Source organism: Verrucomicrobium sp. GAS474, assembly GCF_900105685.1.
Taxonomy (GTDB): Bacteria; Verrucomicrobiota; Verrucomicrobiia; order Methylacidiphilales; family GAS474; genus GAS474.
In genome coordinates this window covers 1,869,027-1,882,788 of sequence record NZ_LT629781.1, presented here as the reverse complement: position 1 = coordinate 1,882,788, position 13,762 = coordinate 1,869,027, and the positions used below count along the sequence as shown (strand labels likewise).

The following is a 13,762-nucleotide window of genomic DNA, read 5'->3' as shown; positions in this document are numbered from 1 at the left end:
CAAACATCGTGTCTAGGTTCCGAAGCGAAATCCATTTTGCCTCCATGCTTTCAATTGTTCCCGCGCCCTGAAGAGACGCGACTTCACCGAACTGACGCTGGCGCCGGTGATCCGGGCCATCTCTTCATAACTCATCTCACGATCCTGCAGCATTGCCAACAACTCCCGCTGCCCCATGGGCAGGGAGGCCATGGCCCGCTGCAGCCACAGGAGGCGGGCCTCCGCCTCCTCCCGGTCCTCCGTCGTCGCCTCGGGCGGGGGCGCGGGGGGATCGTAATCGTCCCCGACATCGTCGAAGGCGACGAACCGCCCCAGCCAGCGCCGCCGCCGGATGTGGGAGAGGCAGACGTTCCGCGCCAGGCGGAAGAGCCATGCCTCGAACCGAATCGCTTCCTTCAAGCTGGGCAATCCGTGCACCATCTTGACGAAAATCTGCTGGGAAAGATCCTCGACGTGTCCCGTTTCCCCCGTCATCGCGTAGACGAAACCGGCGATCCGCTGCTGGTAGAGCCGGATCAGGGCTTCCTGGGCCGGAGCGTCGCCGACGCGGGCCGCCTCGACCCACGGGGCATGGGACAGGTCGGCGTCGTTCTTCTCCATGCGGCGGGCTTCGTCAAACTTGGTCTGGGGGTCACGAGATGCGTTTCTCTTTCTCCCTCCAGATAGACGCAAACCCGGGGGGAAAGTTGCGGCCAAATCGCCGCGGGGACCTTTTTTCCTGAAAAAGCAAATGTCGCGCAACTTTCGCCGGGAACCGCCGTCGTACGACACAGTTCGCATTAAAACCTTCCCCAACCCGCAAGGAGAGACCCCCTATGTCCATCAGTTCCCTCGGCTCCACGACGCCCTACGACGCCTACCTGAGCTCGCTCACCGCGAGCAGCTCCGTCTCCGTCTCGACCTCGACCTCGCTCGGCTCCTCGGAAATCTCGTCGATCCTCGGCAGCCAGAACACCTGGCCCCAGGACACCTTCCAGAGCGGCTCGGTTTCGGGCGCGGACAGCGGCAGCTCGGGGATCTCCCCGCAGGAGGCCCGCTCCTCCCGGCAGGCGTCGGACCTGCTCGATTCCCTCGGCCAGTCGAGCAGCCTCTATGCCTCGTCGATCTCGGGCTCGGGCGATTCCGGCAGCACGGCCTCGACCGACACCTTCGCCCAGAAGCTCCAGAGCCTGATCGCCGACCTCCAGAAGGATCTCGCCGCCGTCGGCGGGGGCGACTCGGGGTCGTCGAGTTCGGTCGGGACGACGACCTCCTCGATCAGCAGCGCCGCCGTCGATGCCTTCCTCGGCGACCTCCAGGCGCTCGGGAATCTCTTCCTCTCGCAGGGCCAGGCCTCGTCCTCCGGCACTTCCTCGGGCTCCTACTCCGATTCCTCGGCCTCGTCGGCGGCCTCCCTCGGCATCGGGGGCGTCGGCGGGGGCGGCCACCATGGGCATCATGGCGGTGGGGGCGGCGGCGGCCTCGGAGCCATCGGCGCGCTCGACGGCGACGACACGACGAGCACCGTCGCCTCGTCGATCTCGCTCAGCCTCCTCTCGATCACCTCGTCGCTCGACCTCTTTACCTCGTCGTTGATCGCCGCCTCCTCGACGAGTTCCGGCGCGTTCGATTCGTTCCCGAGCTTCGGCCCGCCCCCGCCGCCCCCCGGCGCGGGCAATCCGTCGGCCTCGTCGGTCGGCGCGGCCACCTCGCTGAGCCTCGATTCGAGTTCGCTGACCTCCTCGACCTCCCTCACCTCGGGCGAGGCCCAGCAGTTCCTGAAAACCCTCCAGACCCTCGGGGAAAACCTCGCCTCGTCGATCCAGCAGAATCTGCCGGTCTACCAGCAGCAGGACCGCCTCTGGCAGGCCTACACGCAGAGCGGAGGCCAGGGCCCCGGCGGCCCCGGCAGCGCGGGCGAGACCGATACTTGATTTGGAGACCCTTTTGCGGGGCTGCTGGCCTGCAGACCCGCAAAAACCAACAAGGCGGAAGGGGATCAGCGCCCTTCCGCCTTGTTTCGTTTTTGGGATTCGGGATTGGGGATCGGGGAGGCGGGGCGGGCCCTTACCCCACCAGCCAGTCGAGGACGCCCTTCTGGACGTGGAGCCGGTTCTCGGCCTGGTCGAAGATATCCTGCGCGCGCGCTTCCATCACCTCTTCGGTGATCTCCTTCCCCCGGTAGGCGGGGAGGCAGTGGAGGACGAGCGCGTCGGGCTTGGCCCGGGCGAGGAGGGCGGCGTTGATCTGGTAGGGGGCCATGTCGGCGAGGCGCTGGGCCGATTCGGCCTCCTTCCCCATGGAGACCCAGACGTCGGTGTAGAGGAGGTCGGCCCCGGCGGCGGCTTCGGCGCACGAGGTGGTCTGGAAGACGTTCGGCCCGGAGACGGGGCACTCGTAGCCCTTCGGCGCGGCGAAGACGATGTCGAAGCCGAAGATCCCGGCAGCGTAGGCCCAGGAGCGGCCCATGTTGCAGGCGGCGTCGCCGATGAAGGCGACCTTCTTCCCGGCGATCGAGCCGCGCTTTTCCTCGAAGGTGAAGACGTCGGTGAGGACCTGGCAGGGATGTTCCTCGTCGGTGAGGGCGTTGACGGTCGGGATCTTGCCGAAGGAGGCGAACTCGGCGACGTCGCTCTGGGCGAAGGTGCGGATCACGGCGCCGTGGGTCATCCGCCCGAGGACGCGGGCGGTGTCGCGGATCGGCTCGCCCCGGCCCAGCTGGATGTCGTTCGACGAAAGGAAGAGCGACTCGCCGCCGAGTTCCCGGATGCCGACCTCGAAGGAGACGCGGGTGCGGGTCGACGACTTCGTGAAGATGAGGGCCCAGGTCTGCCCGGAGAGGGGCTTCGCGTGGCCGGTCCGGGTGTCGCGGTCCCGCTTGAAGGCGGCGGCCCGCTCAAGGATGTCCCGGGAATCGGCCAGGCCGAAGCCTTCGAGGGCGAGGAAATGCTTCATGGGAAAAGAGGCAAAAGAAAAGGAAAGGGGAAGAACGGACGGGAGTCAATGACAGTCGGGACGGGAGGACGGTCAGTCGTTGCGGATCTCGGTGCCGATCCCCGCCGTGGTGAAGATTTCGAGGAGGAGGGCGTGGGGAATCCGGCCGTCGAGGAAGTGGATCTGGCCGACGCCGCTCTGGAGGGCCTCGACCGCCGAGTCGACCTTCGGGATCATGCCCCCGGCGATGACGCCCTTGTCCTTGAGGTCGGCGATGGTGGCCGGGGTGAGGGTCGGGATCGTCGAGGAGGGGATCGCCGGATCGAGGAGGACGCCGTTGACGTCGGTGAGGTAGATGAGCTTCCGCGCCTTCAGCGCCTTCGCCACCTCGCCCGCGGCGATGTCGGCATTGATGTTGTAGACCTCGCCGCCGGTCCCGCGCGCGAGGGGGGAGATGACGGGGATGACCTCGCGATCGAGGAGAGCCTGGATGGGCGGGAGGACGACGTCGTTGACGTCGCCGACGAAGCCGAGGTCGACGTCCTCGCCCTTCGACGTCCGGTAGCGCATCTTCACGGCCTTGAGGACTTCCTTGCCGGAGATCGCCTCGGCGTGGCCGCCGAAGGCCTCGATCTGCCGGACGATGCCGGGGGCGATCTCGGCGGCGAGGGTCCGGTCGATCAGCTCGATCTGGGCCTCGTCGGTGACGCGGAGGCCGTCGACGAAGCGGGCGTCGACGCCCGCCGCCTTCATCGCGCGGGTGATCGCCTTCCCCCCGCCGTGGACGAGGACGGGGTTGATGCCGGCGGCCTCGAGGAAGACGACGTCGCGGAGGACCCGTCCGACGAGCTCCTCGTTCTCCATCGCCGAGCCGCCGTACTTGATCACGAAGGTTTCCCCGCGGAATTTCTGCAGGTAGGGCAGGGCCTCGGCGAGGACGGCGGCGCGGTCGTTGGGGGTCATGGCGTGGGGTTGGGGAGAGCTTACTCTCCCTTGTTCAGGGTCACGTATTCCTCGGTGAGGTCGGCGGTGAGGAAGGTGTATTCCCCGTGGCCGAGGTGGAGGTGGATGGTGATGGTGAATTCGGGCCGGGCGACGATCTTGCGGATGCGGGTCTCGGGGACGAGGCTCCGCTGGCCGTTCACGACGGCCTGGAGCCCGTCGTAGAAGATCTCGACGAGTTCTTCCTGCATCCGGGCCTTGGAGTAGCCGAGGGCGTCCATGATGCGGCCCCAGTTCGGGTCGTTGCCGCACCAGGAGCACTTCACGAGGGTCGACTTGCCGACGGCCTCGGCGGCCAGCTTCGCCTCGCGGGCGGAGGCGGCCCCCTTCACGGTGACCTCGACGACCTTGCTGATCCCCTCGCCGTCCCGGACGATCATCCGGGCGAGTTCCTTCATCACGCGGCGGAGCGCGGAGCGGAAGAGGGGGAGCTGGGGGTGCTTCGCGGTCAGCTTCGGGTTCTTCGCCTGGCCGTTGGCGAGGACGATGACGGTGTCGTTCGTCGAGGTGTCGCCGTCGACGGAGATCGAGTTGAAGGAGCGGGCGACGCCCTCGTCGACGCAGCGGCGGAGGGTGGTCCGGTCGATGGCGGCGTCGGTGGTGACGAAGCAGAGCATCGTCGCCATGTCGGGATGGATCATCCCGGCGCCCTTGGCGATGCCGCCGATGATGACGGGCTTCCCGTCGATGACGATGCGGACGGCGACGTGCTTCGCGAAGGTGTCGGTCGTCATGATCGCCTCGGCGGCGTGGTGGCCGTCGGAGGCGAGGGCGGCGGTCGCCGCCTTCACCCCGCGCCGGACGGCGGGCATCGGGAGGAGGATGCCGATCCGGCCCGTGGAGCAGACGAGGACCTCGGAGCCCTTCGCCGGGAGCCCGGCCTCGGTGAGGGAGGCGGCGACGAGCTCGGTCGTCTCCTTCGCGTCCCGGATGCCGTCGACGCCGGTGCAGGCGTTGGCGCAACCGGCGTTGGCGACGACGGCGCGGATCTTCCCCTGCTTCGCGTGCTCGATCGAGACGCGGACGGGGGCGGCCTTCACCTGGTTGACGGTGAAGACGGCGGCGACCTCGGCGGGGACGGTCGAGACGACGAGGGCGAGGTCGCGCGCGCCCTTCTTTTTCTTGATCCCGGCGGCGACGCCGGAGGAGAGGAAGCCGGAGGGCGAGGTGACGCCGCCGTTCTTCAGCAGCGTGATCCGCCCCTCGTCCGGGGCCGAGGCGGCCTTGACGACCTTGCCCCTGCCCTTGCTCTTGCCTTTGCCTTTACCGATTACAGTCGCCATGGATTCCCCTTTTGATTCAACTTTCAAAAATTAGATGCCGCAGAAAATGATGAGACGGAACGAAGACCAAACTACAGAAGTCCCTCGTCCTCGGGCCATCCCAAACGGAGGTTGATCGCCTGGACGGCCTGCCCGGCAGTCCCCTTCACGAGGTTGTCGATGGCCGAGATGACGATCAGCCGCCCGGTCCGGGGATCGACCCGCAGGGCGATCTCGGCGACGTTCGTCCGGGCGACGTTCTTCACCTCGGGGAGGGGCGCGTCGGCGGCGAGGACCCGGACGAAGGGGGCATTCCGGTAGGCTTCCTCGTAGAGGGCCTGGATCGCGGCGATGACGGCGATCTCCGGCGGCTGGACGAGCTGCGCGGTGATGGTGGTGAGGATGCCCCGGTTGATCGGGATAAGGTGGGGGACGAAGCTGACGCGGACCGGCTTCCCGGCCAGGAGGGCGAGTTCCTGCTCGATCTCGCTCAGGTGCCGGTGCTTCGGGATGCCGTAGGCCTTCGCGCTCTCGCCGATCTCGCCGTGGAGGAGGGGGATCTCGGCCTTCTTCCCCGCGCCGGTGACGCCGCTGAGGGAGGTGATGGAAATCGTGGCGAGGTCGATCAGCCCTTCCTGCACGGCGGGGGCGAGGGCGAGGAGGATGCTGGTGGGATAGCAGCCGGGGGAGGCGATGAGGTCGGCCTTGCGGATGGCGTCGGCGTGGAGCTCGGGGAGGGCGTAGACCGATTCCTTGAGGAGCTCGGGCGAGGGATGGGGATGGCCGTAGAATTCCTCGTAGACCGCCGGGTCGTGGAGCCGGAAGTCGGCACTGAGATCGACGACGAGTTTCCCGGCCTTCCGCAGGGGGACGGCGTACTCCGAGGCGACGCCGTGGGGGACCGCGAGGACGAAGAGGTCGGCCCGCTCCGCGACCTGCTCCGGGGAGAGGTCCTCGAAGAGGATATCCCGGTTCCGGGTGAGGCCGCCGACGACCGCCCCGAGGGTCTTCCCCTTGAACTGCCGGGAGGTCACCGCCGTGATCTTCAGCCGGGGATGCCGGGAGAGGATCCGCACGGTCTCCTCGCCCGCATAGCCGGACGCTCCGATGATGGCGGTATTCATGTTGTGGAACGGTCTAGGATTCTGGAACCAAGTGGATGGATGGCAAAACAGCGGCGAAAACGCAACGAAACAAAGAAGGAAACACCCCTGAAAACACCGAAGCGGGACAACCGGGCCGAAATGAATCGAATCCAATTGCCCCGCTCTGGGAGACGCATCCTCCGGGAGGATGAAAAGAAAGACTAACGCTTGGAGAACTGGAAGCGCTTGCGGGCGCCGGGCTGGCCGGACTTCTTGCGCTCCTTCATGCGGGGATCGCGGCGGAGGAAGCCGCCCTTCTTGAGGGCGGGGCGGAGTTCCGCGTCGTGCTCGATGAGGGCGCGGGCGATGGCGAGGCTGAGGGCGCCGGCCTGGCCGGTGGTGCCGCCGCCGATGGCCTTGCAGACGAAGTCGAACTTCTTGCCGCCCTCGATCGCGTTGAGGGGCTTGACGGCCTCGATGCGGGAGGTGGTGGTGGTGAAGTAGTCGTTCACGTCGCGGCCGTTGACCGTGACGATGCCGGTGCCGGGGCTGAGCTTGACAGTGACGATCGCCGTCTTGCGGCGGCCCGTGGTCTGGATCGGGGAAGCGGTGGGCATGGGATCTCTTTTTCTAAGATTAGTTGGTCACCTCGACGGCGACGGGCTGCTGCGCGGCGTGGGGATGCTCCGCACCGGCGTAGACGTTGAGCTTGCGGTAGATCTGGCGGCCGAGGCGGTTGTGGGGGATCATCCCCTTCACGGCGGTCTCGATCAGCAGTTCGGGCTTCCGGATGCGGCGGCGGGCCGGGGTCTCGGACTTGTGGCCGCCCATGAAGCCGGAGAAGCTCCGGTATTCCTTCTGGGTCTCCTTCTTGCCGGTGAAGATCGCCTTGGAGGCGTTGATCACGACGACGAAGTCGCCCGAGTCGACATGGGGGGTATAAAGGGTTTTGTGCTTGCCGCGGAGGAGGACTGCGGCTTTTTCGGCCACGTGGCCCACCACCTTATTGGCGGCGTCGATGACGAACCACTTGCGTTCGATTTCGGAGGCCTTGGCGCTGATCGTCGTTTTGCTCATAACAGTAGGAGTTGAGGGAGGGGTGAAAATAGGTACGATCGGGAGGAGTGTCAATTATTTTGTACATGCCCCTGAAATTTCGGCCCCGGTAAGGGTATTTCGATATCGCCAAAAGAGAGGGGGTATGGTTTAGTGACTCCCTCCCGTTTTTACAACCCCGTTATTATTATGAGCAAAGAGAACAAATCGAAGGGCAAAGCGGCCAAGACGACGAAAACGTCGAAGGCCCCCGCCAAACTCTCCCCCCCCATGACCGGCGCCGACGTCCTCGTCGCCGCCCTGGAGCGGGAAGGGGTCGACGTTCTCTTCGCCTACCCGGGCGGGGCGAGCATGCTCCTCCACCAGTCCCTCACCCGGTCGAAGAAGATCCGGACGATCCTCCCCCGGCACGAGCAGGGCGGCGGCTTCATGGCGGGCGGCTACGCCCGGGCGACGGGCAAGGTCGGCGTTTGCATGGCAACCTCGGGCCCCGGCGCGACGAACCTCATCACCTGCATCGCCGACGCCTTCATGGATTCGGTCCCCCTGGTGGCCATCACCGGCCAGGTGAAGCGGGACATGATCGGCCGCGGCGCCTTCCAGGAGACCGACGTCTTCGGGATGAGCCTCCCCGTGGTGAAGCACAACTACCTCATCATGGATGTGAACGACATCCCGCGCGTGGTGAAGGAAGCCTTCCACATCGCCCGCTCGGGCCGTCCCGGCCCCGTCCTCATCGACATGCCGAAGGACATCCAGCAGATGCCCTGCCAGCCGATCTTCCCGGACAAGGTGAACCTCCGCGGCTTCAACCCGCCCCCGAAGGCCGACGACCTCGCCCTCCAGGAGATCCTCGGCCTCGTCGAGCAGGCGGAGCGGCCCGTCCTCTACGTCGGCGGCGGCATCATCAGCGCCGAGGCCTCGGCCGAGCTGAGGAAATTCGCCGAGACCCTCCACATCCCCGTGACGACGACCCTGATGGGCATCGGCTGCTTCCCGGAGAACCATCCCCTCTCGCTGAAGTGGCTCGGCATGCACGGCACCGTCTACGCGAACTACGCCGTCGACGAGGCCGACCTCGTCCTCGCCTTCGGCGTCCGCTTCGACGACCGGGTGACCGGCAACGTGAAGGAATTCGCCCGCAAGGCGACGATCGTCCACATCGACGTCGACAACTCCGAGATCAACAAGAACAAGGACGTCCACCTCCCGATCCTCAGCGACATCGGCTACGCCCTGACGCGCCTCAACAAGATCATCGCCGCCCAGACCGCCCAGGGCCGCCGGTGGAAGAAATTCCCCGAGTGGCAGAAGCGGATCGACGGCTGGAAGAAGGAATTCCCCCTCCGCTACAAGGGCCAGCACACCCCCGTCGACGTCATCATGCCCCAGCGCGTGATCGAGGAGCTCTGCGAGATCACGAAGGGCGAGGCGATCATCACCACCGGCGTCGGCCAGCACCAGATGTGGGCCGCGCAGTATTACAAGTTCACCCACCCGCGCAGCTTCCTCACCTCGGCGGGCCTCGGGACAATGGGCTTCGGCCATCCCGCGGCGCTCGGCGCGAAGGTCGCCCACCCGCACCGGCAGGTCATCGACATCGACGGCGACGGCAGCTTCATCATGAACGTCCAGGAATTGGCGACGGCCGTGGCGGAGAACATCCCCGCGAAGGTCATCATCCTGAACAACCAATACCTCGGCATGGTGGTGCAGTGGGAAGACCGCTTCTTCAAGAGCAACCGCGGCCACACCTTCCTCGGCAACCCGAACGACCTCAAGGCGATCTATCCCGATTACCCGACGATCTGCGCCGGATTCGGCGTGAAGTCGGAACGGATCACGAAGCCCGAGGAACTCCGTCCCGCGCTGAAGCGCCTCGTCGAGTCGAAGGAAGCCTACGTCCTCGACGTGATGGTCCCCTACACCGAACACGTCCTCCCCATGATCCCCGCCGGCGCCACCGCGCGGGACATCATCATCGAGCCGATGGAAGGGGACAAGGGCGCGCTCGAAGGGGATATTCCGGGCTAGGGCTTGGCTTTCCAAAAGGGGTCAAGAGCCCGAGAGAGAATCGCCTCTGGATGATGCTTCCATGCGGTCCGCTCCCCTGGACGCCATGGGAGCGGGGCGGCCCTTCGGGACCTGCGCGGTCGACCCTGTACAGCTGGAGGCGATCCGCTTTATAGCCACAGAGGGGCTCCGCCCCTCCGTGACTTGTCTCCCGACCCTGCAAGTTAGTTTCCCCTTTACGAGGTATTGCGCTATCGCGCAGGCAGTCCTGTTCTGAGGGCTTGAACTAGGCGGACGCGCTTTGGCGGCGCCCCGTCTCCGAACTGGATTAAAATCGGATGGTTTCGGTACGCCCGAGGGTACGTACTGAAGGGATTGCAGTACCAATACGCCCTGACTCCTATCGGGAGAATCACGCGTCCGTAGGCCGGGCTGCCCCCTTACTGCAGCAGTCCCGGATCGACCTGGATGAAGCGCCATGAGCCAAGCCTCTCCTCATGCCCCCCCCGGGACGCCCATTCCCGCAGGAACGGGAAGAGTGCCAACGCCGTGTCGTCGCCGTCCTGGACGGCGATCCAGCGCACTCCCGCCGCCTTCAGCATCGCCTTTGCCCGGGCGTCGAAAGCCTCGCGCCGCCGGTCGCCCGCCTTGGGGAACGTGAGTCCCTCATGATACCAGGCGGCGGGAAAGGGATTCACCTGGCCGCAAAGGGCGTAGGGGAGCGTGTTCCGCCCCGCGAGGAGGAACGGCTTCCCGCTCGTCCGCAGGAAATCGATCCCCTGCCAGAACGTCGCCGGCGATTCCCCGGGGGAGGACTCGACCCAGATCAGCGGCCGCAGTTCGCGCCCGGCGCGGGGATAGGCCTCGACGGCCGATCCCTTCGGGAACTGCCCGAGCAGCGTCACCTGCCGTTCCCGGATCTTCCACGAGGAGCCCCACTCCAGCAGCCCCATCCGCACCGCCAGGAGCGCGAGGATCGCGACATAGAGCACCCGCCACCGCCTCCCCCGGGCCAGCCGTTCCCCGCCCAGCCGCCCGGCCGCCACGAGGCCCGCCGTCAACCCCGCCCCGAGGCCGAGGGGGGCGAAGGCCTGGTAATTGATATTCCCCTGCGAGGAAAGGAGCTGGGCCAAGACGTCGATCCCCGGCGCACAGCAGGCGATCCACGCCAGCAGCCGGATGCGCCGCCTTTCCTCGTCCGCCTCCCACTCCGGCTGCAACGTCAGCACCGTCGCCAGGGCCGCGACGGGAAGCGCGAAGTAAAAGACCCGGAAGTGGGAAAAATACCAGCCCAGCTGATGAAGGACGGTCTCCTCCGATAGCCAGTCCTGCCGCCCCTTCCCCATCTCCAGCGGCAGCCGGACCAACGACTCCCACGCCCTCCCCGCCGTGATCCCGAGCCCCCAGCCGAGCAGCGCCAGCCCCGCCGCCGTCGCCGCCGCCGAGACCGCGAGGCAGCGCCACGTCGTCCCGCGTTCCCCTTCCCGATCGCCCAGCCAGAGCGCCACCGGGATCGTCGCCACGATGTAGGCCCCCGGCGTCAGCTTCGAGAGCGCCGTGAGCGCGACCAGCGGCGGGACGAGCGCCAGAAACCGCCGCCGCCACACTCCCGCCTCCGTCACCCCGAGCACCGCCGCCGCGAGGGCGAGGAAGCCGAAGAGATAGGAATATTGATCGTAGTAGGGAATCCCCTTCGGCGTATTGAAAAGCCACCCCTCCAGCACCCCCGCGCCGAGGGCGACCGCCCGGGGCGAGCCGAGCCGCGAGAGGAAGAGCGTCACCCCGACGGCGAAGACCGCGCTGCTGAGCCCGGCATGGGCGAGGTAGCCCCACCAGTTGACCCCGCAGAGAGCGAAGACGCCCGCCTGGAAGAGCGCCGGGATCACATCGCCCGGGGTGTTGAAATCGCGGAGCGGCACCTGCCCGCGGAGAATCCGCCAGCCGCCGTCCCACGTGATCGGGGAATCGAGCGGCATGAAGCCGATCCGCCCGTAATAGAACGTCGCGCCGAACGCCCACAGCGCGAGCGCCGCGAGGGCGAGCAACGGCAGGGGCGCGAGCCACGCCGCCCGGAAATCGCCCCGCCCCCCGGTCCCGGGGAAAAGCCACGGCACCGCAGGCGTCTTCATGGCGCGGCGGGCGGGACCGCGTCAGACGGCGGTGCGGGCGTCGGCGTCGCTTCCGCAGGCAGGCCGAGGAGCGCCACGTCGACGGGGATCAGCCGCCACGAGGCGATCCTCACCTCGGGCCCCGTCGCCCGGTCGGCCCAGGCCTGGAGGAACGGGAGGTCGCCGAGCCAGTTGCCCCACGTCGAGTCGACCGCCATCCAGCGGATACCCGCCGCCTTCAGCCGCTCGATCGCCCAGGCGTCGAACGCCGGGCGGCGCGGGTCCTCGGGCTTCGGGAACGTCAGCCCGCGATGGAGCCACGCGATGGGGAACGGATTCACCCGGCCGCAGAAGGCGTAGGGGAGCGTGTTCTGGCCCGCGATCAAAAAGGGCTCGTTCTTCTCCTTCAGGAAATCGACCACCCGCCAGAACTCCTCCGCCGAGTACTGGCCGTTCGAGTTGATCCAGATCATCGGCGCCAGCTCCCGGCCCGCCGGGGGGAACTCGGAAAGCTTCGTCGACTCGGGGAGGCCGAAGTCGTTCACATTCCGCAGCACCATCTTCCAGGCCGTCCCGAGCTCGACCCGGACCGTCACCGCCACCATGAGGCAAAACGCCGCGACGTAAACCGTCCGCGCCGCCACTCCGCGCCCCGCCGCGAGGCCGAAGGCCGTCAGCCCCGTCCCCAGCGCGAGCACCCCGTAGGCGAGGTAATTCAGCGCCTGCTGGTCGGCGGAGAGGAACGTCACCAGATCGACCCAGGGCGCGGCCAGCGTGATCCAGATCAGCGCCCGGATGCGATCCCGCCGGAGATCGTTCTCCGGCTTCACATAGCGGCTCCCCGCCATCCCCCGCTCCCGCCGGACGAGGAGCGCCACCGCCGCCGCCAGCCCCGCCGGGAGCGCGATCCAGAGCCCCGCCAGCCGTCCCATCCGCCACTCCGCCTGCAGCCGCCAATCCTCCCAGCGGACCGCCGCCCACCGCTCGTGCCCGATGCCCGAGGGAAGACCGAAGAACGACTCCCACACCCGGTCCGGGGCAACCCCGCCGTACCAGCAGAGCAGGCCGAGGCCGAGGACTGTCAGGATCGACGAGGCGACCAGCACCCCGATCGCGTCCCAACGCTCCCCCCTGCGGCAGGAGACGACGAAGATCCCCGGCAGCAGCGCCAGCGCGTAGAGCCCCGGGGAGACCTTGGAGAGGATCGTCGCCACGCAGAGGGGCGGAACCAGGAGGAGGAAGATCCCCCGCAGCATCAGGTTCCGGTCGAGGACCCCGAGCGTGAACGCCGCGAGGGCGAAGAACGCGAAGAAATAGGAATACTGGTCGTAATAGGGAATCCCGATCGGCGTGTTGAAATGCCACCCCTCCATCGCCCCGACGAAGAGGGAGAGGAGCACCGGCGCCCCCATCCGGGAGAGGAAGAGCATCACCCCGAGGGCGAAGGCCGCGTTGCAGAGTCCCGCGTGGACCAGGTAGCCCCACCAGTTGACCCCGCAGACCTTGAAGAAAACGATCTGGATCAGGGCGGGGAGGACATCGCCCGGCGTGTTGAAATCGCGGCACGGCCACTGGCCGTTCATCATCCGCCAGGCCGCGTCCCACGTGATCGGCATGTCGAGCGACATGAACCCGATCCGGCCCAGCCGGAACGTCGCCCAGAAGGCCCCGGCGAGCACCGCCAGCAGGCAGAGGAGCGGAAGCGGCTTCCGCCAATCGGCGCCAAGGAGGTTCCTGCCCCCCCGGCGGCCCCGCCCCCCCTTCCCCTCGCCCGCATCAGCCGTTGCCTCGGGGAAAAGCCACGTGGCCATGGAGCGCGGGAAGGAAGCGGGGGCTGGGGGAAAAAAGAACCCGGAACGGCCTTAGATGGCCTTCTCGTCCCGCTCGTCGGTGCGGATGCGGATCGCCTGCTCGACGGGGAGGACGAAGACCTTGCCGTCGCCGATCTTGCCCGTCTTGGCCGAGGCCAGGATCGCCTTCACCACGGCGTCGACCTTCGACTCGGGCGTCACCAGCTCGATCTTCACCTTTGGGAGGAAGTCGACCGTGTACTCGCTGCCGCGATAGATCTCCGTGTGGCCCTTCTGGCGGCCGAAGCCCTTGACCTCGGAAACCGTCAACCCCTCGATGCCGATCTCGGCCAGCGCCGTCTTGACCTCTTCCAACTTGAACGGCTTGATGACTGCTTCGATTTTTTTCATGGTGCGGGTATTCCTGTAAGGGTTTTCCCCATTGAATCAAATCCCCCGGGAGGCGGAAAGAAGGCAATCGCTTCTGGGCAAAGAAAAAAGAGCGCCGCCGCACAAGAAAGAGTGGACAGCCA

At 67.0% G+C, this 13,762-nt stretch carries 12 protein-coding genes; 2 read left to right on the top strand and 10 right to left on the bottom strand.

Annotation, left to right across the window (positions count from 1 at the left end; genetic code table 11):
- Nucleotides 1–12 precede the first annotated feature (12 nt).
- Nucleotides 13–600 (bottom strand): sigma-70 family RNA polymerase sigma factor, encoded by a 588-nt coding sequence (locus BLU04_RS07795; protein ID WP_157895202.1) that lies wholly within the window; start codon nucleotides 598–600, stop codon nucleotides 13–15.
- A gap of 215 nt (nucleotides 601–815) precedes the next feature.
- Here BLU04_RS07795 and BLU04_RS07790 point away from each other — a divergent pair, with 215 nt between their 5' ends.
- Nucleotides 816–1,913: a hypothetical protein gene (locus BLU04_RS07790; RefSeq protein ID WP_093284319.1), complete on the top strand. Its 1,098-nt coding sequence runs from the start codon at nucleotides 816–818 to the stop codon at nucleotides 1,911–1,913.
- Nucleotides 1,914–2,046: 133 nt separating this feature from the next.
- Here the strand turns inward: BLU04_RS07790 and argF are convergent, their stop codons facing one another.
- The 6 genes from argF to rplM all read right to left on the bottom strand — a co-directional run bounded on the left by argF (nucleotide 2,047) and on the right by rplM (nucleotide 7,339).
- Entirely contained in the window at nucleotides 2,047–2,934 is an 888-nt protein-coding gene (gene argF / locus BLU04_RS07785; protein WP_093284316.1) for an ornithine carbamoyltransferase, read from the bottom strand.
- A gap of 72 nt (nucleotides 2,935–3,006) precedes the next feature.
- Nucleotides 3,007–3,876, bottom strand: a complete 870-nt coding sequence (argB, locus tag BLU04_RS07780; protein ID WP_093284313.1) for an acetylglutamate kinase — start codon at nucleotides 3,874–3,876, stop codon at nucleotides 3,007–3,009.
- Between the two features lie 20 nt (nucleotides 3,877–3,896).
- Entirely contained in the window at nucleotides 3,897–5,198 is a 1,302-nt protein-coding gene (gene argJ, locus BLU04_RS07775) for a bifunctional glutamate N-acetyltransferase/amino-acid acetyltransferase ArgJ (RefSeq protein ID WP_093284310.1), read from the bottom strand.
- A 71-nt stretch (nucleotides 5,199–5,269) separates the two neighbouring features.
- Nucleotides 5,270–6,301: an N-acetyl-gamma-glutamyl-phosphate reductase gene (gene argC / locus BLU04_RS07770; protein ID WP_093284308.1), complete on the bottom strand. Its 1,032-nt coding sequence runs from the start codon at nucleotides 6,299–6,301 to the stop codon at nucleotides 5,270–5,272.
- A 182-nt stretch (nucleotides 6,302–6,483) separates the two neighbouring features.
- A complete protein-coding gene (gene rpsI / locus BLU04_RS07765; protein WP_093284305.1) occupies nucleotides 6,484–6,879 on the bottom strand; it encodes a 30S ribosomal protein S9 in 396 nt (131 codons plus the stop codon).
- A 19-nt stretch (nucleotides 6,880–6,898) separates the two neighbouring features.
- Nucleotides 6,899–7,339: a 50S ribosomal protein L13 gene (rplM, locus tag BLU04_RS07760; protein ID WP_093284303.1), complete on the bottom strand. Its 441-nt coding sequence runs from the start codon at nucleotides 7,337–7,339 to the stop codon at nucleotides 6,899–6,901.
- A 249-nt stretch (nucleotides 7,340–7,588) separates the two neighbouring features.
- On the opposite strand from rplM, the gene ilvB reads away from it, so the two are divergent.
- On the top strand, nucleotides 7,589–9,352 hold the full coding sequence (gene ilvB / locus BLU04_RS07755; protein WP_093288532.1) for a biosynthetic-type acetolactate synthase large subunit: 1,764 nt from the start codon (nucleotides 7,589–7,591) through the stop codon (nucleotides 9,350–9,352).
- A gap of 419 nt (nucleotides 9,353–9,771) precedes the next feature.
- Here the strand turns inward: ilvB and BLU04_RS07745 are convergent, their stop codons facing one another.
- Genes BLU04_RS07745 through BLU04_RS07735 form a run of 3 tightly spaced genes read right to left on the bottom strand, consistent with a single transcriptional unit; the run spans nucleotide 9,772 to nucleotide 13,640 of the window.
- The gene (locus tag BLU04_RS07745; protein WP_157895201.1) at nucleotides 9,772–11,460 is read right to left on the bottom strand and encodes a hypothetical protein; all 1,689 of its coding nucleotides are present in this window, start codon (nucleotides 11,458–11,460) and stop codon (nucleotides 9,772–9,774) included.
- Complete coding sequence (locus BLU04_RS07740; RefSeq protein WP_093284295.1) at nucleotides 11,457–13,250, bottom strand: hypothetical protein; 1,794 nt, start codon at nucleotides 13,248–13,250, stop codon at nucleotides 11,457–11,459. Before BLU04_RS07740 ends, BLU04_RS07745 begins: the two co-directional genes overlap by 4 nt.
- 51 nt (nucleotides 13,251–13,301) lie before the next feature.
- A complete protein-coding gene (locus BLU04_RS07735) occupies nucleotides 13,302–13,640 on the bottom strand; it encodes a P-II family nitrogen regulator (RefSeq protein WP_093284292.1) in 339 nt (112 codons plus the stop codon).
- Between the last annotated feature and the right edge of the window lie 122 nt (nucleotides 13,641–13,762).

Excerpts from the sequence above, each read along its gene's own strand:
- rpsI (WP_093284305.1), bottom strand. The coding sequence starts at position 6,879 with ATGCCCACCGCTTCCCCGATCCAGACCACGGGCCGCCGCAAGACGGCG.
- argC (WP_093284308.1), bottom strand. The coding sequence starts at position 6,301 with ATGAATACCGCCATCATCGGAGCGTCCGGCTATGCGGGCGAGGAGACC.
- rplM (WP_093284303.1), bottom strand. The coding sequence starts at position 7,339 with ATGAGCAAAACGACGATCAGCGCCAAGGCCTCCGAAATCGAACGCAAG.
- BLU04_RS07790 (WP_093284319.1), top strand. The coding sequence starts at position 816 with ATGTCCATCAGTTCCCTCGGCTCCACGACGCCCTACGACGCCTACCTG.
- argB (WP_093284313.1), bottom strand. The coding sequence starts at position 3,876 with ATGACCCCCAACGACCGCGCCGCCGTCCTCGCCGAGGCCCTGCCCTAC.
- BLU04_RS07740 (WP_093284295.1), bottom strand. The coding sequence starts at position 13,250 with ATGGCCACGTGGCTTTTCCCCGAGGCAACGGCTGATGCGGGCGAGGGG.
- BLU04_RS07735 (WP_093284292.1), bottom strand. The coding sequence starts at position 13,640 with ATGAAAAAAATCGAAGCAGTCATCAAGCCGTTCAAGTTGGAAGAGGTC.
- BLU04_RS07795 (WP_157895202.1), bottom strand. The coding sequence starts at position 600 with ATGGAGAAGAACGACGCCGACCTGTCCCATGCCCCGTGGGTCGAGGCG.
- argJ (WP_093284310.1), bottom strand. The coding sequence starts at position 5,198 with ATGGCGACTGTAATCGGTAAAGGCAAAGGCAAGAGCAAGGGCAGGGGC.
- ilvB (WP_093288532.1), top strand. The coding sequence starts at position 7,589 with ATGACCGGCGCCGACGTCCTCGTCGCCGCCCTGGAGCGGGAAGGGGTC.
- argF (WP_093284316.1), bottom strand. The coding sequence starts at position 2,934 with ATGAAGCATTTCCTCGCCCTCGAAGGCTTCGGCCTGGCCGATTCCCGG.
- BLU04_RS07745 (WP_157895201.1), bottom strand. The coding sequence starts at position 11,460 with ATGAAGACGCCTGCGGTGCCGTGGCTTTTCCCCGGGACCGGGGGGCGG.